The sequence below is a fragment of the Agromyces sp. NPDC029043 genome, from assembly GCF_055564615.1.
Genome location: NZ_JBVHVX010000001.1, coordinates 113,840 through 132,399, shown reverse-complemented (window position 1 = coordinate 132,399; position 18,560 = coordinate 113,840). Strand labels below are relative to the sequence as shown.

The window sequence follows — 18,560 nt, the reverse complement described above, 5'->3', positions numbered from 1 at the left end:
GGGCGATCGGAGACGGCGTGCGCGTGCCGAGCGATCCAGCGCGACGACGCGGGTCTGAAGACCTGCGCGAACGGCTGCTGCGCGCCCAGGAGGATGCGCTCGCGACGGGCGTCGTGCCGCTGAGCCTCCGCCCGGTCGTCCGGGAGTCCTGGGAACGGGCCATCCGCGGGGCCATCGACCCCGAACGCGCGCTGCCCGCCTTCGAGCTCGACGACGGCGCGTTCCGCGAGTATCGCGCCTCGCATGCGCTGGCGCCCGTCATGCCCGTCATCCGCCGGCTGCTCGTCGACGGAGCCGATGACGCCGGGCTGGTCGTCGCGGTCGGCGACGCGCAGGGCCGGCTGCTCTGGGTCGAGGGCGACCCGCACCTGCGGCGTCGCGCGGAGGACATGCTGTTCGTCGCAGGGGCCGACTGGTCGGAGGCGCGCATCGGCACGAGCGCTCCGGGCACCGCGCTCGAGCTCGACCGCGCGGTCCAGATCCGGGGCGCCGAGCACTACAACCGCATCGTGCACCCGTGGAGCTGCACGGCCGCGCCCGTGCACGACCCGGCGACCGGGGCGCTGCTCGGCGTCATCGACATCACGGGCACCGACCTCGCGGTCGCTCCACACGCGCTCTCGCTCGTGTCGGCCACGGTCGCCGCGGTCGAGGCCGAGCTGCGGATCGCGAGCCTCGAGACGGCCGTGCGCGCCACCATCCGCCGGTCGCGCATCCGTGCGGTGCCCGCGTCCGAGCGCACGCAGCTCACGGTGCTCGGCGAGCGACGTCCACGGCTCGGCGAGCACGAGCTCAGCCCGCGCCATGCCGAGATACTCACGCTGCTCGCGTCGGACCCGCGCGGCATCGGCGCCGAGCGCCTCGCGGCCCAGCTCTACGAACGCGATGCCTCGCCCGTGACCCTGCGTGCCGAGATCGCACGGCTGCGTCGCGTCCTCGAAGCGGCGGGTGAGCCGCCGCTCGAGTCGCGCCCCTACCGGCTCGGCCGCGAGCTCGATCTCGACGCCGCCCGGGTGGCCAAGCTCATCGGGCAGGGCGCCCTGCGCAAGGCGCTCGAGCGCTATCCCGGCCCGATCCTGCCCGCCTCGACCGCACCCGGCATCGTGGAACTGCGCGACGAGCTGGCCGGCCGGCTGCGCGAGTCGATGCTCGCCGATGCCTCACCCGACCTCCTGCTCGCTTTCGCCGAGCGCGACGAGCACCGCTACGACGCCGAGCTCTGGCGATCCCTGCTCGAGGTGCTGCCCGCGCGCTCGCCGCGGCGCGCGTCGGTCGTCGCCCATCTCGAGCGGATCGAGTCGGCCCTGCGCTGAGTGCAACCTCCCTGCAACCCTCGGGCAACCGGGGCGCAACGCCCACACGCCTAGCGTGGCGGACGCCCCACTCCGAGGGCATGACGACGACGTCACGAGGAGACACGATGACCGTGTACGCCGCGCCCGGCACCGCCGGCGCACTGATCGAGTTCAAGCCGCGATACGAGCACTTCATCGGCGGCGAGTGGGTGAAGCCCGTCGAGGGCGCCTACTTCGAGGACATCTCGCCCGTGAACGGCAAGCCGTTCGCCGAGGTCGCCCGCGGCACCGCGGCCGACATCGAGGCCGCGCTCGACGCCGCGCACCGCGCTGCGCCGGCATGGGGCCGGACGAGCGCCGCGCACCGCGCCGGCATCCTGAACGCCATCGCCGATCGCATCGACGCCAACCTCGAGCGGCTCGCGGTGGCTGAGACGTGGGACAACGGCAAGTCGATCCGCGAGCCCCTGAACGCCGACCTGCCGCTCGCGAGCGACCACTTCCGCTACTTCGCGAGCCTCATCCGCGCGCAGGAGGGCAGCTTCACCCAGCTCGACGAGGACACCGTCGCGTACCACTTCGACGAGCCGCTCGGCGTGGTCGGCCAGATCATCCCCTGGAACTTCCCGCTGCTCATGGCCGTGTGGAAGCTCGCGCCGGCGCTCGCCGCGGGCAACGCCGTCGTGCTCAAGCCCGCCGAGCAGACGCCGGTGTCGATCCTCGTGCTCATGGAACTCATCGCCGACCTGCTGCCGCCGGGTGTCGTCAACGTCGTCAACGGCTTCGGCGTCGAGGCGGGCAAGCCGCTCGCGTCATCGAACCGGATCCGGAAGATCGCGTTCACCGGCGAGACCACGACGGGCCGGCTGATCCTGCAGTACGCGTCGAACAACATCATCCCGTCGACCGTCGAACTCGGCGGCAAGAGCCCGAACATCGTGTTCGAGTCCGTCGCGGACCGTCGCGACTCGTTCTACGACAAGGCGCTCGAGGGCTTCAGCCTCTTCGCGTTCAACCAGGGCGAGGTGTGCACCTGCCCGAGCCGCTCGCTCATCCAGCGCTCGATCTACGACACGTTCCTCGACGACGCGATCGAGCGGACGAAGCAGGCCCGCCAGGGCAACCCGCTCGACACCGAGACGCAGGTGGGCGCGCAGGCCTCGAACGACCAGCTGCAGAAGATCCTCGGCTACATCGACATCGGCAAGCAGGAGGGCGCGAGGCTGCTGCTCGGCGGCGAGCGCGTCGACCTGGGGGGCGACCTCAGCGAGGGCTACTACGTCGCCCCGACGATCTTCGAGGGCGAGAACCGCATGCGGCTCTTCCAGGAGGAGATCTTCGGGCCGGTCGTCGCGGTCACGAGCTTCCGCAACTACGACGACGCGATCCGCATCGCGAACGACACGCTGTACGGCCTCGGCGCGGGCGTGTGGAGCCGCAACGGCAACGAGGCGTACCGCGCGGGGCGCGACATCCAGGCCGGCCGGGTGTGGGTGAACAACTACCACGCCTACCCGGCGGGAGCGGCGTTCGGCGGCTACAAGTCCTCCGGCATCGGCCGCGAGAACAACAAGCAGGCGCTGGCCCACTACCAGCAGACGAAGAACCTGCTCGTCAGCTACAGCGAGAACCCGCTCGGGTTCTTCTGATCCGGTCGGCGCGGGCCGCCGCCGCAGAGACCCCGCCACAGGGCGGCGTTCCACGCCTGCCGCACGAAAAAACTCGTCGCCCTGTGGTGTGGCAATGCCGACATCTCTACGGGGCGACGAGTCTTTAGGGCTTCAGACTGCAAGATGTTCGCCGTTGGCGCAAGTGCCGGGTGGACGGTTGTCCGCTCGGCCCGACTTCCGTTTGGATGGAGCCCATGACTGACACCAACAGCAAGCCCGAGGTCGACGCTCCCGAGGGTCCGGCCCCCGCCGACCTGGTCATCGAGGACATCGTCGTGGGCGACGGCGCCGAGGCCACGCCCGGCTCGACGGTCGACGTGCACTACCTCGGCGTCGAGTACGAGACCGGCGAGGAGTTCGACTCGTCGTGGAGCCGCGGGCAGTCCATCAACTTCCCGCTGCAGGCCCTCATCGCCGGCTGGCAGGAGGGCATCCCCGGCATGAAGGTCGGCGGGCGCCGCAAGCTCACCGTCCCGCCGCAGAAGGCGTACGGCCCGGCCGGCGGCGGCCACCAGCTCTCGGGCAAGACCCTGATCTTCGTGATCGACCTGCTCGGCGTGAGCTGACGCGTCGCGGCATTCACCCGGAAGGCCGGTGGACCCATGGTCCGCCGGCCTTCTGCATGTCTTCGGAAGAGATTTCCATTCAGGTGCATCCGATTCGCCGGGCCCCGCGGAAGTAGGTGGTGACAGGCAATCTCGACGCTCCGCCCCGCGGAGCCGACCTGGAGGGAACCATGAACAAGATCCTCGTCGCCGGGATCGGTGCGGGCGCGCTCATCGCGCTCGGCGCCGTCGCTCCGGCCAACGCGTCGGAGGACGCCGCGATGCTGTCCGTGCTGCACGGCGTTCCCGACCTGACCGTCGACGTCTACGTGAACGACGATCTCACGCTCGACGACTTCGAACCGGGCGACCTCGCGGGGCCGCTCGAACTGCCCGCGGGCACCTACTCGGTGGCGATCACCGCATCGGATGCCGCCGACGCCTCCGCGCCCGCGATCGGCCCCGTCGACCTGCCTCTCGAGGCCGGCGGCAACTACACCGCCGTCGCGCACCTCGACGCCGAGGGCAACCCGACGGCGACGCTCTACACCAACGACGTGTCCTCGATCCCGGCAGGGCAGGGTCGTCTGACGGTCCGCCACGATGCCGCCGCACCGGCTGTGGACGTGCTCGCCGGCGGCCAGGCGGTCATCACGAACCTGGCCAACCCCGACGAGCAGACGCTCGACCTCGCGCCCGGGACCATCTCGGCGGCGGTCGCCGCGACCGGCACCACCGAACCGGTCATCGGACCGGCCGATGTGACGGTCTCGGAAGGCACGCTCACGATCGTGTACGCGTGGGGCAGCCTCGAGGACGGCAACCTCGCGCTCGCGGTGCAGAACGTGACGGGCATGCACTCGAGCCCCGACGGCGTCCCGGCGGGAGCGGCGGGACTCGTGGCGACGAACTCGCCCGAGCAGCAGATGCGCGGGTGGGCCGCGGTCGGCCTCGCCGCGCTCGCGGCCATCGCGCTCGCGGCCGCCGTGGTCCGCAAGGTCACGACCGCGAAGGCGGAGCGCTGATCCGCATGGGGGAGAAGGAGGTCGCAACCGGGGTGTTCGGGTCCCTGGTCGCGGCCTCCGCCGTGGTCGGCCTGATGGCCGGGTGCGCCGCGTCGCCGCAGGGGATCGGCGGCGCGGCGACATCCGCCCCGCCGGAGGAGCCGTCCCGACCGGCCGCCGTCGCGCCGCCGGTGGCGGTGCCCGACGTCCCGCGCCAGTCGGCCGCCCTGAAGGACCAGCCCGTCGCCCCGCCGGCGCCGACCCGCCTGGAGGTGCCCGCACTCGGGATCGACGTGACCGTGCAGCCCGCCGGGCTCGATGGACAGGGCCGCATGGGCCTGTTCGACGATCCGGCGATCGCCGCGTGGTACCAGTGGGGCCCGGCGCCGGCGAGCGAGGCCGGGTCGACGGTCATCGCCGCGCACGTCGACTCGCTCACGTACGACGTGCTGCCGTTCGCCCGGCTGCGCGACGCCGGACCCGGCACCGAGGTCTTCGTGACGGATGCCGCGGGCACGCGCCACGCGTACGCCGTGGAGTCCCAGCAGGTGATCGAGAAGGCCGACGTCGACTGGGACGCCGCCTTCGACCGCTCGGGCGCACCGCGCCTGACCCTCGTGACCTGCGGCGGCGAGTTCGACTACGAGAACCGCCGCTACCTGTCGAATCTCGTCGTCACCGCCGTCCCACTCGGCTGACCGGATGGAGCGTCGATATGCTGATGCCGGTGCCGCACGCGACCGTCGTCGCACCGCTCCCGCCGGTCTCCACCGGTGAGGGCCTCCGGATCGGTCGGCGAAGGGGTGAGCGTCGCGCGGTGACCACGACCTCCTTCGCCGAGATCGACGACCAGGCGCTCGGGCGCGAGTTCGCCGCCGGCGACGAGCGCGCGCTCCGCGAGGCGTATGCCCGCTGGTCGCCGCTCGTCTTCCGGCTCGCGCTGCGTTCGCTCGGCGATCGCACCGACGCCGAGGATGTGACGCAGCAGGTCTACATCTCCGCCTGGCGCGGACGGCACACGTTCGACCTCGCCCGTTCGACGCTCAGCGCGTGGCTCGTCGGCATCACGCGGCACCGCATCGCCGACGCGCACGAGGCGCGCTCGCGCGCGCGGCGGCTCGAGGAGACGCTCGTCTCCGAGGCGTCGACCGCCTCCGAGGCCGTCGACGACGACCTCGCCGAGCGGGTCATGGTGGCCGAGGAGCTCGAGCGCCTCGAGCCCGTCCCGAGGCGCGTGATGCAGCTCGCGTTCTACGACCAGCTCAGCCACTCGCAGATCGCCGACGCGCTCGGCATCCCGATCGGCACCGTGAAGAGCCATGTCCGTCGCAGCCTGGCCAGGCTGCGAGCACGATGGGAGGTGGATGATGGACCATATCGAGCCTGATGAACTCGCCGTGCTCGCGCTCGACGGACGCGAACCAGACGACGCGGTCCGCGCCCACCTCGCCGAGTGCGCCGAGTGCCTCGCCGAGTACGACGCGCTGGCGCGCACGGTCGCGCTCGGGCGGGGCGGCGCCGACGTCGGCCTGCTCGAGCCTCCGCCGTCGTCGGTGTGGGCGGGCATCCACGCGGAACTGGGGCTCGCGCCCGAGCTCTCGGGCGATCCGCTCGCCGAGCGTCCGGTGGCCGAATCGCCCGCTGCCGAGCGGGCCCCCGCGCCACCGGTCGCGCCGGCCGCCACGCCGGCTCCGTCCGACGAGCCGCGACCCGTGGTCGAGCTCGCGTCGCGCCGACGTGCGTGGTGGCCGGTCGCCGCGGCCGCGGCGGTCGGCGGCATCCTCGCCGGCGTCGGCATCGGCGTCGCGATCGGCGGCCTCGCCGGCGATGGCGCACCCAGCCCGTCGCCCGCGGTCGTGCTCGCGAGCGCCGACCTGGCCGCGTTCCCCGGCTGGGAGGACGCGAGCGGCCACGCGAGCGTCGAGGAGGACGCCGACGGCGTCCGCTCGATCGTCGTCGACGTCGACGCCACGGTGCCCGAGGGCGACGTGCGCGAGGTCTGGCTGATCCGATCCGATGCCTCGGGCCTGGTGAGCCTCGGGCTCCTCGACGGCGACTCGGGCCGGTTCGTCGTGCCCGCGGGCGTCGACCTCGCCGAGTTCACGCTCGTCGACGTCTCGGCCGAGCCCGTCGACGGCGACCCCGCGCACTCGGGCGACTCGATCGTGCGCGGCGAGCTCAGCGCGACCTGAGGTCGGGGCGGCCCTCGTCGCGGCCGGGCGACGCCGGACGCCGACCGTCGGCGGGCCGGGGTCGGGCGCGCTCGGGCTCCGCGACATCGCGCACCCGGTCGACGAGGTCGCGCCACGGCCCCGTGACCTGCCGCTCGGCCAGGGTGGCCTCGTGCGGCTCGCAGCGGATCCGGTACGTGTAGCGGTCGGGCTCGGGCGGCGCGGGCGGCGTCTCGCTCCAGGGGAGCCGTTCGATGAGCAGCACCCATTCCTCGGGGTCGGGCTGGTCCTCGACGTTGACCGTCCACGAGATCCGCAGCCCCGCGATCCCACCGCTGCGCACGACCTCGACGTCCATGCCGCCGATGCTACTCCCGGTCGCCGGACCGAGCCGGGATGAGAGGATGGCGGGCATGGGCCGGATCACGGCGCGACGACGCGTCACCCGATACACGTTCGGCGAGCGGATCTCGCGACGCGAGGACGAGCTGACCGCCGAGGAGCCGCTCGAGGTCCGCGTCGGCGGGCGCGCGCTCGCCGTGACCATGCGCACGCCCGGGCACGACGTCGAGCTCGCGCTCGGGCTGCTCGTCTCGGAGGGCGTGGTACGCGGGCGCGACGACGTGCTGGCGGCACGGCACTGCGCGGGAGAGCCGACGGGCGAGGGCGAGTTCAACGTGGTCGACGTGACCGTCGCGGCGGGCGTCGTCCTGCCCGACGGCGCGCGGCACGCGCTGACCATGACGAGCGCGTGCGGGTTGTGCGGAAAGGACTCGATCGACGCGGTGCGCGCCCGCTCGATGCATCCGGTCGCCGACGACCCGGTCGAGGTCGATGCGGCATGGCTGGCCGCACTGCCCGAGCGCATGCGCGGTGCCCAGCCCGTGTTCGAGCGCACGGGCGGGCTGCATGCGGCCGCGCTCGTCGACGTCGACCGCGACGAGGTGCTCGTCGTCCGCGAGGACGTGGGCCGGCACAACGCCGTCGACAAGGTCGTCGGCTGGGCGGTCCATGAGGGGCGCCTGCCGCTCGCGGGAACCGCGCTGGTGCTGTCGGGGCGCGCGGGCTTCGAGCTCGCGCAGAAGGCGTCGATGGCCGGCATCCCCGTGGTCGCGGCTGTCTCGGCCCCCTCGTCGCTCGCCGTCGACCTCGCGAACGAGGTCGGGCTGACGCTCGCCGGATTCGTGCGGGGCGGCTCGATGGTCGTCTACTCGGGCGACCACCGCATCCGGCACGAGGCCGCCGCGTGAGTCGGCCGGTCCCCGAGCGCGCGGAGTATCCCGACCTCGAGGTGGGCCCGCCGAAGCGCGAGGCGGTCGGCGCCGAGGCGGTCGTGCGCACGCTGCAGTCGACCATCCGGGAGCTCGGGCCGGTGCGCGCGGCGCGCCTGCTCCTCGATGTCAACCAGACGGACGGCTTCGACTGCATGAGCTGCGCCTGGCCCGACCCGGGCCACCGCAACGCCCTGGAATTCTGCGAGAACGGCGCGAAGGCGATCACGTGGGAGGCGACGCCGCTCACGATTCCGCACGAGTTCTGGGCGAGCCATCCGCTCTCGTCGCTGCAGGATGCCACGGAGCACTGGCTCGGACGGCAGGGCCGCCTCGTCGAACCCGTGTACAAGCCCGCGGGCGGCGACCGCTACGAGACGATCACGTGGCAGCGCGCGTTCGAGCTCATCGGCGACCGGCTGAACGCGCTCGACTCGCCCGACGAGGCCGCGTTCTACACGAGCGGGCGCACCGCGAACGAGACGGCGTTCCTGTACCAGCTGTTCGTGCGGGCCTTCGGCACGAACAACCTGCCGGACTGCTCGAACCTGTGCCACGAGTCGACGGGCACCGCGCTGAACGAGGTCATCGGCGTCGGGAAGTCGACGATCGCGTACGACGACTTCGGGAAGGCCGACCTCGTCATCGTGATGGGGCAGAACCCGGGCACGAACCACCCCCGCATGCTGACGGCGCTCGAGGAGACCAAGCGGAACGGCGGCTCGGTCGTCTCGGTGAACCCGCTGCCCGAGGCCGGGCTCGTGCGCTACCGGAACCCGCAGAAGGCGCGCGGCCTCGTCGGTCGGGGCACCCCGATCGCCGACCGGCTGTACCAGATCCGCTCGGGCGGCGACCAGGCGTTGCTGCAGGCGGTGTCCCGGCGCGTGCTCGCCGCCGAGGAGGCCGCGCCCGGCACCGTCCTCGACCACGCGTTCCTCGCCGAGCACACCACGGGGCTCGAGGCGTTCGCCGCGCACCTCGCCGACCTCGACGAGGGCGAGGTGCTGCGGGCGACGGGTCTCACGGCCGAGGAGATCGACGACCTCGCGGCGCGCTACCTCGCCGCCGATCGCGTCATCGTCACGTGGGCGATGGGGCTCACGCAGCAGCGCCGCGCGGTCGACACCATCAAGGAGATCGTGAACCTGCTGCTGCTGCGCGGCAACATGGGCCGGCCCGGCGCCGGGGCGTCCCCCATCCGCGGGCACAGCAACGTGCAGGGCGACCGCACCATGGGCATCTGGGAGAAGATGCCCGATGCCTTCCTCGACGCGCTCGGCCGCGAGTTCGGCTTCGAGCCGCCGCGCACGCACGGGCTCGACGCGGTCGACACGCTCCGCGCGCTGCGCGACGGACGCGTGAAGGTCTTCGTCGCACTCGGCGGCAACTTCGTCGGCGCCATCTCCGACACGGTCGCGGCGGAGGCCGCGATGCGCGGCGCGCGCCTCACGGTGCAGGTCTCGACGAAGCTCAACCGGTCGCACGTCGTCACGGGCGAGGAGGCGCTCATCCTGCCCGCACTGGGGCGCACCGAGGTCGACCTGCAGGAGACCGGTGCGCAGTTCGTCTCGGTCGAGGACACCGTGTGCGCAGTGCACGCCTCGCACGGCTCGATCCCGCCCGTCGGCGACGACGTGCGCAGCGAGATCGCCATCGTGGCCGGAATGGCACGGGCGACGCTCGGCGATCGCCACGGCATCGACTGGGAGGGGATGGTGCGCGACTACGACGTCATCCGCGACCGCATCAGTCGCGTCGTGCCGGGGTTCGAGCACTTCAACGAGGACGTGCGCCGCTCGGGCGGGTTCGTGCTGCCGAACGGGCCGCGGGACTCGCGCACCTGGCGCACCGCGACGGGCAGGGCCCATCTGACCGTCAATCCGCTCGAGGCGATCGAGGTGCCGCCCGGCCGGCTGATCCTGCAGACGCTGCGGTCGCACGACCAGTTCAACACGACCGTGTACAGCCTGGACGACCGCTATCGCGGGATCCGTCGCGGGCGGGACGTCGTGTTCGTGCATCCCGACGACCTCGCCGAACGGGGCCTCGCCGACGGCGACCGCGTCGACGTGGTGAGCGAATGGCCGGGGGAGCCCGATCGAGTGCTGCCTGGGCAGCGCGTCGTCGCCTATCCGACCGCGCGGGGATGCGCGGCGGCGTACTTCCCCGAGGCGAACGTGCTGGTGCCGCTCGGCAGCACCGCGCTCGGCAGCAACACGCCCGTGTCGAAGGCGGTCATCGTGCGTCTGGAACGCGTGGGCTGAGCCGCGCTCAGTCGGGCTCGAGGCCCACCGCGCGCCATGCGCCCGCCACCGCCCGCGCCTCGCGCGAGGCGTCGCCGAAGCGCGCCTTCGCGGCCGCGAGCGTCGCCGGCGCGAACACCGCGAAGCCGTCGTCGGGCCCGAGCACGCCGCCGGTGAGCGTCTCGTACCAGACGCGGCCCACGTGCTCCCACGCGAAGCCGCCCAGCTCGACGGCCGCGAGCGCGAACGCGCGGTTCGGGATGCCGGAGTTCAGGTGCACGCCGCCGTTGTCGTCGCGCGTGCGCACGAAGTCGCGCATGTGCGCCGGCTGCGGGTCGCGGCCGAGCACGTCGTCGTCGTAGGCGGTGCCGGGCTCGATCAACGATCGCAGTGCGCGCCCCTGCACGAGGTCGGTGAAGACGCCCTCGCCGATGAGCCAGCTCGCGGCGTCGGCATCCTGGCCCATTGCGTACTGCTCGACGAGCGCGCCGAACACGTCGGACACGTGCTCGTTGAGCGCACCCGACTGATCGCGGTACCGCAGCCGCGCGGTCGCCTCGGTGACGCCGTGGGTCAGCTCGTGCCCGATGACGCTCAGCGAGTGCGTGAACCCGCGGAACACCTCGCCGTCGCCGTCGCCGAAGACCATGCGCTCGCCATCCCAGAACGCGTTGTCGTAGCGGTCGCCGAAGTGCACGGTCGCCTCGAGGGACGCACCACCGCCGTCGATCGCGTCGCGCCCGTACACTCGGTGGAAGAGGCGGTACACCTCGCCGAGCCCGTCGTACGCCTGGTCGACCGACGTGTCGCCGGTGTCGGGGTCGCCCTCGCGGCGCACCAGCCGGCCGGGGAGCGTCTCGAGGTGCTCGGCGTCGGAGATGCGCCGGTCGGGCGACGTCGGCGCGATGCCGGCCGCAGCCCCGGGCCTGGCCTCGGTCGTCGCGTGCACCGACGGCCACCGCTCGCGCTCGGGCTCGTGCGCCACGAGCGGCGGGTGCGCATCCTCCGCCCGGAGGTCGCGCAGCGGGCGATCGCGCACCAGCGACCGGCGCGCCGCGTCGGCTGCGACGTCGAAGCGGTCGGTCGCCTCGGCGACGCGCAGCAGCAGCCAGGGCGGCACGATGCCGCGGAACGGCGCAGGTTCGGGGGCAGGGGCGGCCGGCGGCATCCGGGTCATGGGTCGATCGTGTCATGCGCCGCCGACAGGGTCGCGCGCCCGCCGCCGCGAGTCGGCTCCGAGTCCGCCGCGACATCCGGCCCCGCATGGCAGGCTGGTCATGTGCCCGTGACCGCTCCCGCCCAGTACGAGGTGCGCACGCATCCCATCGCCGTCGTGCCCGCCCTCGTCGTGTGCTCGGCCGCGATCCTGCTGTTCGGGTTCCAGCTGAAGCTGCCCGGCTACGCGCTGCTGGTCGTCGGCCTCGCGATCGCGTGGCTCGTCGACCGCTCGGGGCGCACCGAGCGCCTCGCACCCGACCTGGCGCTCATCGCGATCGGCCAGGCGATCATCTCGACGATGCCGCTCGAGGCCGACATCTCGTTCCCGGCGATGGTGCGCTTCGCGCTCGTGCTGGGCCTCGCGGTCGTGGTGCCGTACGTGATCTCGCGCTACCTCTACGGCGACCGCGTGATCCGGTTCCCGTGGCGCACGGGCCGCCGGTGGACCCGCACGCAGTGGCTCTACCTCGTCGGCGTGACGGTGGCCGGATGGCTCATCCTGCCGTTCTACTTCATCACCTCGGGCGTCTACCGGAACTGGCCCACCGTGACCGAGCCGGGCGAGATCGCGCGCCTGTTCGTCGGCGTCAACGCGGTCGGCACGTGGGACGAGCTGTTCTTCATCTGCACCGTCTTCGCGCTGCTCCGCCGGCACTTCCCGACGTGGCAGGCGAATCTCCTGCAGGCGATCGTGTTCGTCTCGTTCCTGTGGGAGCTGGGCTACCAGGCGTGGGGGCCGCTGCTCACCATTCCGTTCGCGCTCATCCAGGGCTACACGTTCAAGCTCACCAAGTCGCTCACGTACGTGCTCGTCGTGCACCTCATCTTCGACGCGGTCGTGTTCTGCGTCATCGTGTACGCGCACAACGGGTGGCCCGCGATCTTCCCGCTGGTGCCGGGCGGGTGACCGGGGCATCGGCGCGTCCGTCCCGCATGCGGGCGGTGCGCTACGACCGGTACGGGGGTCCGGAGGAGCTGCGGCTCGTCGAGGCCGCCGTGCCGAGTCCGGGGCCCGGGCAGGTGCTCGTGCGCGTGCGGGCGTCGTCGGTGAACTCGTGGGACTGGGACCTGCTGCGCGGACGGCCGTGGTTCGTGCGCGTCGGCGCCCTCTCGCGCCCGGCGCACCCGGTGCTCGGGGCCGACCTGGTCGGCGAGGTCGTCGAGGCGGGGCCGGGCGTCGCGGCGTTCGCGGTCGGCGACGAGGTGTGGGGCGATGCCTCCGCGGCGGGCTGGGGCGGCTTCGCCGAGTTCGCGGCGGTGGATGCCTCGGCGCTCCGGTCGCGTCCGTCCGACATCGATCCGGTGGTCGCCGCCGCGGTGCCGCAGGCGGGCGGGCTCGCGTGGCAGGCGCTCGTCGACGTCGGGCGCGTGCAGTCCGGCGAGCGGGTGCTCGTCGTCGGAGCGGGCGGCGGCGCTGGGACCATCGCGGTCCAGCTCGGCCGGCATCTCGGGGCCGAGGTCGTCGCGGTCGATCGAGCGGCCAAGCTCGACCTGCTCCGTGGGCTCGGCGCGAGCGCGGCGGTCGACGCCGACGATCCGATCGTCGATCCGTTCGCCGACGGCGCGGATGCCGCGGCGTACGACGTGATCGTCGACCTGGTCGCGTCGCGCTCGCGCACGGCCTATCGGCGCGCCCTGCGGCCCGCGGGGCGGCTCGTCGTGGTCGGCGGCACGACACGGACGATCGGAGCGGTCGCCGCCACACGCGGCCGCGCCGACGACGAGGGTCGCACCCTGCACCTGCTGGCCGCCAAGCCGAACGGCGGACTCGACGAGCTCGGCGCGCTCGTGGCATCCGGTGCCGTCACGCCGGTGGTCGAGGAGGTGCTGCCGCTCGAGCGCGTTTCCGAGGCATTCGCGCGCCTCGGGGCGGGCGAGGTGCGTGGCAAGCTCGTGATCGTGCCATAGGGCCGTCGCACCGACTCGGCGGGGTCGCGCTGCGAGTCCGGTTCGCGGTCGCGGATTCGTCGATCGGCGGTCGTCATCGCAGTGTCACCTTCTCGGTGCGCTCGTCACCGCTCGACGGCCGCCCCGTGCGCGCCGAGCCACTCGAGCAGCACGGTCACGTGGTTCACCCGCTCGTCGCGCGCGCCGAACACCAGCGTGACGCGATCGTGGGTGCGCCCGGTCTCGAGCAGCGCCTCGGCCGCCGGGTTGGCGTCGAGCTCGTCGCGGTAGCGCCCCGCGAACTCGTCGAAGCGCGACGCATCGTCGCTGCGGTGCCACTCGGTGCGCAGGTCGGGGGAGGGCGCGACCTCCTTCGCCCAGTCGTCGAGCTCGGCCCGCTCCTTCGACACGCCGCGCGGCCAGAGCCGGTCGACGAGCACGCGGTACCCGTCGGAGGCCTCGGGGGCGTCGTAGACCCGCTTCATCGCGAACGCCATCAGATGGCCGACCACCCGCCGTCGGAGGCGAGCACCACGCCCGTCACATTCGCGGAGTCGTCGCTCGCGAGCCAGGTGATCGCGGCCGCCAGCTGCTCGGCGGTCGCGACGCCCGGGATGATCACCTGCATGAGCGGCCCGAGGCGTCCCTGCGCCCATTCCGAGCTCCACGGCGCCTCGATGTTCGTGGCGGTGGCGCCCGGCGCGACCGCGTTCACGCGGATCCCCTTCGGCGCGTACATGAACGCGGTGTTCTTCGTGTAGCCGATCACCGCGTGCTTCGACGTCGTGTAGGCGACGCCCGCCGCCGAGCCGCGCAGGCCCGCCTCGCTCGTGACGTTGACGATCGCACCGCTGCCCGCCTCGATCATCCGCGGAAGGACGGCCCTCGTCAGGCGCATGATGGCCGTCACGTTGACATCCATGACGCGCTCCCACGTCGCGTCGTCGACCTCGGCGGCGGGCAGGAAGGCGTCCATGATGCCGGCGTTGTTCACGAGCACGTCGATGCGCTCGCCGGCGGCCGCGACGAGCGCCTGTGCGGTCTCCTCGCTCGCGATGTCGCCCGCGACCGCGCCGACGTCGAGACCGGGATGCTCGGCCGTGAGCGCGTCGAGCCGCTCCTGCGAGACGTCGGTCGCGACCACTCGGGCGCCTTCGTCGGCGAGGCGCAGCGTCGTCGCCAGCCCGATCCCGGATCCCGCTCCCGTCACGATCGCCGTGCGCCCCCCGAAACGTGCGCTTGATGCTGCCATGTCGTGTCACTCCTCATCGTCGCGGGTCGCGCAGCACGCTACGAGGCGGGGAACGCGGCGGGTAGGGCACAAGGTACCGCCGCGATCATCGCCGAGTGGGGGCGAGCGGATGCCGCGTGCATGAGAGCGCGGCACCCGCCCGGGTCATCCGGCACGCTACGCCCGCTCCGCGCGCGCGGCAACCCCGCACGAGCCGCGTCGTCAGCCGAGGGTGCGCGTGATCTCGAAGGTTCCGTCCGCGTTCCATTCGACGACGAGCAGGTCGGAGCGCGACGCGTCCCCGGCGATGCCGTCGCCGTCGCCGTCGCGGCCCTCGCCGAGTCCGGCCGGAATCGGCGAGCGCAGCGACATCCCATCGCCCACGAGGCGCTCGACCGACGTGCAGTTCCAGACCATGCCGTTGGCCTCGAGGCGCACGATGAGGCACGCGATCGCGTCGTGCGAGACCGCGGCGTACACGCCCGCGCCGCGGATCGGAGCCTCCGGCCCCACGAGCTGGGCGACCCTCGCGACGGGGAAGATCTCGTTCAGCCATCCGGGCAACGATCCGTTGACCCGTGCCGGGTCGCGGAAGACGTCGAGCGCTTCCCCCGGCGGGAGGTCCTCGGCGCCCTCGATGCCATGCGTCGGCCGCGGCGAGAGCTCCACGCGCACCTCGGGCGTGCGGGCGGCGACATCGCCGATGGACGACCACGCGGCCGCGAGCCCGGCGCCGGCGAGCACGCCCGCGAGGGCGACGGCCGGTGCCGACCATCGCACGCGGTGCGCCCGCGCCGTCCAGCGCTCCGCCGCGGGCGCGCCGGGTTCGGGTGACCCCACCGACTCGAGCGGCTCGGACGGCTCGGACGGCTCGGATGTCGCGACCCCCGCCGTCTGCGGCGCACGGTCGCGCTCGGCCTGCAGCAGCCGCCACTCGCTGTCGGTGACGGAGACGACCCGCCCGGTGCGCGGATCCAGGCGATCGACGCGCGGGTCATCCGCCCCGGCGCGGGAGTAGACTCGCGCCTCGAGCTCCGACCGATCCACGTCGTCAGCCATGCTCGAACGCCCTCGGTCGGAGGCTACACCTGCCGCGACCCCGCAGGTAGGCCGCGAAGTGGGGGCGGCGCCCGGTCGTCGAGGATCGTCCGAGCCGCGGCATCCGCTCTGCTAGTATCGTGAGGTTGCCGTGAATCGGCCGCGCATCAAGAGAGCCCAGGCAGACGGCCCCGGGCAGCGCGCAACGAGAAGGAAGGGGATCCCATCTATGGCACTGGATGCAGAGACCAAGAAGGCGATCATCGAAGAGTACGCGACGCACCCCGGTGACACTGGATCCCCCGAGGTCCAGATCGCGATCCTCACCAAGCGGATCAAGGACCTCACCGAGCACCTCAAGGAGCACAAGCACGACCACCACTCGCGTCGTGGCCTGCTGCTCCTCGTCGGTCAGCGTCGTCGTCTGCTCGGCTACCTCGCCGACGTCGACATCAACCGCTACCGGGCGCTCATCGAGCGTCTCGGGCTGCGCCGCTAGGCGTCAGACCCGACGCGGCTCTCGCTGACACCGCGAACTTCTTGCGAAGGCCCCCCGCCCTGCTGAAGCAGGCCCGGGGGGCCTTCGTCATTCCCCGATACTGTCAACCCCCTGACGGGCGACCGCGGGCGCTGCCTAGCGTGGACACCGTTCCCGAGGGAAGGAGACACCGCATGACCGACCGACTGACCGGGAAGAAGGTCGCGTTCCTCATGACCGACGGATTCGAGCAGGTCGAGTTCACCGAGCCGTTCGAGGCGATCCGCGCCGCGGGTGCCGAAGTGGACGTGATCGCACCGAAGGCCGGCACCGTGCAGGGCATGAACCACGTCGAGGAAGCCGACACGTTCGACGTCGACCACGCCGCCGGCGATGTCGCCGCCGACCTCTACGACGCGCTCGTGCTGCCGGGCGGCGTCGTGAACGCCGACCACCTGCGCATGGACGGCGCCGCCGTCGCGTTCGCGCGCGGTTTCTTCGAGCAGCACAAGCCGGTGGCGGTGATCTGCCACGGAGCGTGGATCCTCACCGAGGCCGACGTGCTGCGCGGGCGCATCGTCACGTCGTACCCCTCGCTCAGGACCGACCTGCGCAACGCCGGCGCCCAGTGGGTCGACGAGGAGGTCGTCGTCGACCAGGGGCTCGTGTCGAGCCGCAATCCCGACGACCTGCCGGCCTTCATCGAGAAGGCGATCGAGGAGATCTCCGAGGGGGAGCACGCGGGGCAGGTCGCCTGAGGCGAGGCGCCGCGGGGGACGCAGACGGGATGCCGCGGGCGTGGGGTTCGCCCGCGGCATCCGCCCTGGTCAGACTGATCGGGCTCAGGCCGCGGGTGCGTCGCCGGCGCGCGCCCGGTGCGCACGAGCGGCCATGCGGTTGCCGCAGCGCACGCTGCAGTAGCGCTTCGACGCGTTCTTCGACAGGTCGACGAACACGCCCGTGCAGTCGTCGGCGTCGCACTGCGCCAGCCGGCGGGTCTCGTCGGCGCGGATGACGTCGACGAGCGCCATCGCGCCCTCGACGAGCATGCGCTCGGCGAGCGGCGACTCCTGCGAGACGGCGTGGATGTGCCAGTCGAGGTCGTCGTGTCGCATGAGCTTCGGCGTCGCGTTGGTCTCCTCGAGGATCGCGTTGACGACCTCGGCCATCTCGTCGCGCTCGAGGGTCCAGATCCCGCGCAGGCGGGCGCGGACGGCGCGCACCTCGTCGAGCTCGCGCCGGTCGCCGTCGCGCCGGCCCGAGAAGCCCCAGGCGTCGAGGAGGGAGGCGAGCTGCGCCGTCGTGGCGAGCTCGTCCTCGCCCGATTCGGACGCGCCGGGCACGGTGTCGGCGACCGCCGCCATGAACCCGAGGGCCGCCACCGTGTCATCGGTGAAAATCATTTGACTCCTGACATCCTGCAGAGTACTGTCACGAGCATAACGTCGTTCGCCCCTGACGGGGCGATGACATCCCGAACTCGGAGGGAGGCGGCCGTGCGCGCATCACGGGGACTCGTCGGCATCGCGCTCGGCCTCGGCGCCGGCCTCGCCTTCGGCGCCGGCGGCGTATTCGTCAAGCCGCTCCTCGAGAGCGGCTGGTCGCCCGGCGCCGCGGTGCTCGCACGTATCTCGATCGCGGCCGTGCTGCTCGCCGTCCCGGGCCTCATCGCCCTGCGGTTCGACCTCCGCCCGCTCTGGCGCGCACGATGGACGGTCCTGCTCTACGGCACGGTCGCGGTCGCCGGCGTGCAGTTCGCGTTCTACGCGTCGCTCGAGCGCATCCCCGTGTCGACGACGCTGCTCATCGAGTACCTCGCGCCCATCGCGCTCGTCCTCTTCGCCTGGGCGCGCACGCGACGGATGCCGCAGCTCATCGTGCTCGGCGGTTCGGTGCTGGCCATCGCCGGCCTCGTGCTCGTGATCGGGCCGGGCGGCGGCGACCTCGACCCGCTCGGCCTGGCCTTCGCCGCGGCCGCCATGGTCGGCGTCTGCGTCTACTATGCGATCGGCGAGTCGGCGACCGAGCAGGTTCCGCCGCTCGCGCTCATCGCCGCCGGCTTCGTGATCGGCGCGATCGCCCTCGCGATCGCCGGCGCGGTCGGGCTGCTGCCGATGGAGGCGACCTTCACCGACGTGCCGTTCCTGGGCGGCACTGCGCCGTGGTGGGTGCTGCTGCTGACCGTCGGCGCCGTGTCGACGGCCTTCGCCTACGTGGCGGGCATCGCCGCGATCCGCATGCTCGGCGCGCGGCTCTCGTCGTTCCTCGGCCTTTCCGAGGTCGTCTTCGCGGGCGTCGTCGGCTGGATCCTCCTCGGCGAGGCGCTCGGGCCGCTGCAGATCCTCGGCGGCGCCCTGATCCTCGGCGGGATCGTGCTCGTCCGACTGGAGCGCCGGCCCGCCGATGCGGCATCCGTCGCGCTCGACTTCGACCTCGTGCCCGTCGCCGTCGAGCCGTCACCGACCCGGCCCTCGCCGACCGGGCCGACCCCCGCGCGCACCCCGTAGGC

At 72.7% G+C, this 18,560-nt stretch carries 20 protein-coding genes; 14 read left to right on the top strand and 6 right to left on the bottom strand.

The window, feature by feature from the left end; translation table 11 throughout:
* Positions 1-23 precede the first annotated feature (23 nt).
* The 7 genes from ACZ4TW_RS00630 to ACZ4TW_RS00600 all read left to right on the top strand — a co-directional run bounded on the left by ACZ4TW_RS00630 (position 24) and on the right by ACZ4TW_RS00600 (position 6,706).
* The gene (locus tag ACZ4TW_RS00630; RefSeq protein WP_465539157.1) at positions 24-1,313 is read left to right on the top strand and encodes a GAF domain-containing protein; all 1,290 of its coding nucleotides are present in this window, start codon (positions 24-26) and stop codon (positions 1,311-1,313) included.
* Positions 1,314-1,420: 107 nt separating this feature from the next.
* Entirely contained in the window at positions 1,421-2,944 is a 1,524-nt protein-coding gene (gene exaC / locus ACZ4TW_RS00625) for an acetaldehyde dehydrogenase ExaC (protein ID WP_465539155.1), read from the top strand.
* Between the two features lie 215 nt (positions 2,945-3,159).
* Entirely contained in the window at positions 3,160-3,531 is a 372-nt protein-coding gene (locus ACZ4TW_RS00620) for an FKBP-type peptidyl-prolyl cis-trans isomerase (RefSeq protein ID WP_465539153.1), read from the top strand.
* A 170-nt stretch (positions 3,532-3,701) separates the two neighbouring features.
* Positions 3,702-4,535, top strand: a complete 834-nt coding sequence (locus tag ACZ4TW_RS00615) for a DUF4397 domain-containing protein (RefSeq protein ID WP_465539150.1) — start codon at positions 3,702-3,704, stop codon at positions 4,533-4,535.
* Between the two features lie 5 nt (positions 4,536-4,540).
* Positions 4,541-5,212 carry a class F sortase gene (locus tag ACZ4TW_RS00610; protein WP_465539148.1) on the top strand — a complete coding sequence of 224 codons (672 nt, stop codon included), beginning with the start codon at positions 4,541-4,543 and terminating at the stop codon, positions 5,210-5,212.
* A gap of 119 nt (positions 5,213-5,331) precedes the next feature.
* A complete protein-coding gene (locus ACZ4TW_RS00605; RefSeq protein WP_465539146.1) occupies positions 5,332-5,901 on the top strand; it encodes an RNA polymerase sigma factor in 570 nt (189 codons plus the stop codon).
* Entirely contained in the window at positions 5,882-6,706 is an 825-nt protein-coding gene (locus tag ACZ4TW_RS00600; RefSeq protein ID WP_465539144.1) for an anti-sigma factor, read from the top strand. Before ACZ4TW_RS00605 ends, ACZ4TW_RS00600 begins: the two co-directional genes overlap by 20 nt.
* On the opposite strand, the gene ACZ4TW_RS00595 is transcribed toward ACZ4TW_RS00600, so the two are convergent.
* The gene (locus ACZ4TW_RS00595; RefSeq protein ID WP_465539141.1) at positions 6,693-7,043 is read right to left on the bottom strand and encodes a protealysin inhibitor emfourin; all 351 of its coding nucleotides are present in this window, start codon (positions 7,041-7,043) and stop codon (positions 6,693-6,695) included. The two genes, ACZ4TW_RS00600 and ACZ4TW_RS00595, sit on opposite strands and share 14 nt — an antisense overlap.
* 55 nt (positions 7,044-7,098) lie before the next feature.
* On the opposite strand from ACZ4TW_RS00595, the gene fdhD reads away from it, so the two are divergent.
* Both fdhD and ACZ4TW_RS00585 read left to right on the top strand, forming a co-directional pair.
* Complete coding sequence (gene fdhD, locus ACZ4TW_RS00590; RefSeq protein ID WP_465539139.1) at positions 7,099-7,935, top strand: formate dehydrogenase accessory sulfurtransferase FdhD; 837 nt, start codon at positions 7,099-7,101, stop codon at positions 7,933-7,935.
* On the top strand, positions 7,932-10,220 hold the full coding sequence (locus tag ACZ4TW_RS00585) for an FdhF/YdeP family oxidoreductase (protein ID WP_465539137.1): 2,289 nt from the start codon (positions 7,932-7,934) through the stop codon (positions 10,218-10,220). The genes fdhD and ACZ4TW_RS00585 overlap by 4 nt, the downstream gene beginning before the upstream one ends.
* A gap of 7 nt (positions 10,221-10,227) precedes the next feature.
* Here the strand turns inward: ACZ4TW_RS00585 and ACZ4TW_RS00580 are convergent, their stop codons facing one another.
* Positions 10,228-11,376 carry a M4 family metallopeptidase gene (locus ACZ4TW_RS00580; RefSeq protein ID WP_465539135.1) on the bottom strand — a complete coding sequence of 383 codons (1,149 nt, stop codon included), beginning with the start codon at positions 11,374-11,376 and terminating at the stop codon, positions 10,228-10,230.
* 102 nt (positions 11,377-11,478) lie between these two features.
* On the opposite strand from ACZ4TW_RS00580, the gene ACZ4TW_RS00575 reads away from it, so the two are divergent.
* Positions 11,479-12,324 carry a CPBP family intramembrane glutamic endopeptidase gene (locus ACZ4TW_RS00575; protein WP_465539133.1) on the top strand — a complete coding sequence of 282 codons (846 nt, stop codon included), beginning with the start codon at positions 11,479-11,481 and terminating at the stop codon, positions 12,322-12,324.
* Complete coding sequence (locus tag ACZ4TW_RS00570; RefSeq protein ID WP_465539131.1) at positions 12,321-13,325, top strand: NAD(P)-dependent alcohol dehydrogenase; 1,005 nt, start codon at positions 12,321-12,323, stop codon at positions 13,323-13,325. The genes ACZ4TW_RS00575 and ACZ4TW_RS00570 overlap by 4 nt, the downstream gene beginning before the upstream one ends.
* Before the next feature lie 104 nt (positions 13,326-13,429).
* On the opposite strand, the gene ACZ4TW_RS00565 is transcribed toward ACZ4TW_RS00570, so the two are convergent.
* The 3 genes from ACZ4TW_RS00565 to ACZ4TW_RS00555 form a co-directional block, all read right to left on the bottom strand.
* Positions 13,430-13,789, bottom strand: a complete 360-nt coding sequence (locus ACZ4TW_RS00565; RefSeq protein WP_465539129.1) for a DUF488 domain-containing protein — start codon at positions 13,787-13,789, stop codon at positions 13,430-13,432.
* Between the two features lie 11 nt (positions 13,790-13,800).
* A complete protein-coding gene (locus ACZ4TW_RS00560) occupies positions 13,801-14,556 on the bottom strand; it encodes an SDR family NAD(P)-dependent oxidoreductase (protein WP_465539127.1) in 756 nt (251 codons plus the stop codon).
* A gap of 201 nt (positions 14,557-14,757) precedes the next feature.
* Complete coding sequence (locus ACZ4TW_RS00555) at positions 14,758-15,594, bottom strand: hypothetical protein (RefSeq protein WP_465539125.1); 837 nt, start codon at positions 15,592-15,594, stop codon at positions 14,758-14,760.
* Between the two features lie 208 nt (positions 15,595-15,802).
* On the opposite strand from ACZ4TW_RS00555, the gene rpsO reads away from it, so the two are divergent.
* Together rpsO and ACZ4TW_RS00545 are read left to right on the top strand one after the other, a co-directional pair.
* The gene (gene rpsO / locus ACZ4TW_RS00550) at positions 15,803-16,072 is read left to right on the top strand and encodes a 30S ribosomal protein S15 (protein WP_243556714.1); all 270 of its coding nucleotides are present in this window, start codon (positions 15,803-15,805) and stop codon (positions 16,070-16,072) included.
* Positions 16,073-16,245: 173 nt separating this feature from the next.
* A complete protein-coding gene (locus tag ACZ4TW_RS00545) occupies positions 16,246-16,809 on the top strand; it encodes a type 1 glutamine amidotransferase domain-containing protein (RefSeq protein WP_465539123.1) in 564 nt (187 codons plus the stop codon).
* A gap of 84 nt (positions 16,810-16,893) precedes the next feature.
* Here ACZ4TW_RS00545 and ACZ4TW_RS00540 read toward each other — a convergent pair whose 3' ends face one another.
* Positions 16,894-17,454: a CGNR zinc finger domain-containing protein gene (locus ACZ4TW_RS00540; RefSeq protein ID WP_465539121.1), complete on the bottom strand. Its 561-nt coding sequence runs from the start codon at positions 17,452-17,454 to the stop codon at positions 16,894-16,896.
* A gap of 93 nt (positions 17,455-17,547) precedes the next feature.
* Between ACZ4TW_RS00540 and ACZ4TW_RS00535 the strand changes: the two genes are divergently transcribed.
* Positions 17,548-18,558: an EamA family transporter gene (locus ACZ4TW_RS00535; protein WP_465539118.1), complete on the top strand. Its 1,011-nt coding sequence runs from the start codon at positions 17,548-17,550 to the stop codon at positions 18,556-18,558.
* Positions 18,559-18,560 lie beyond the last annotated feature (2 nt).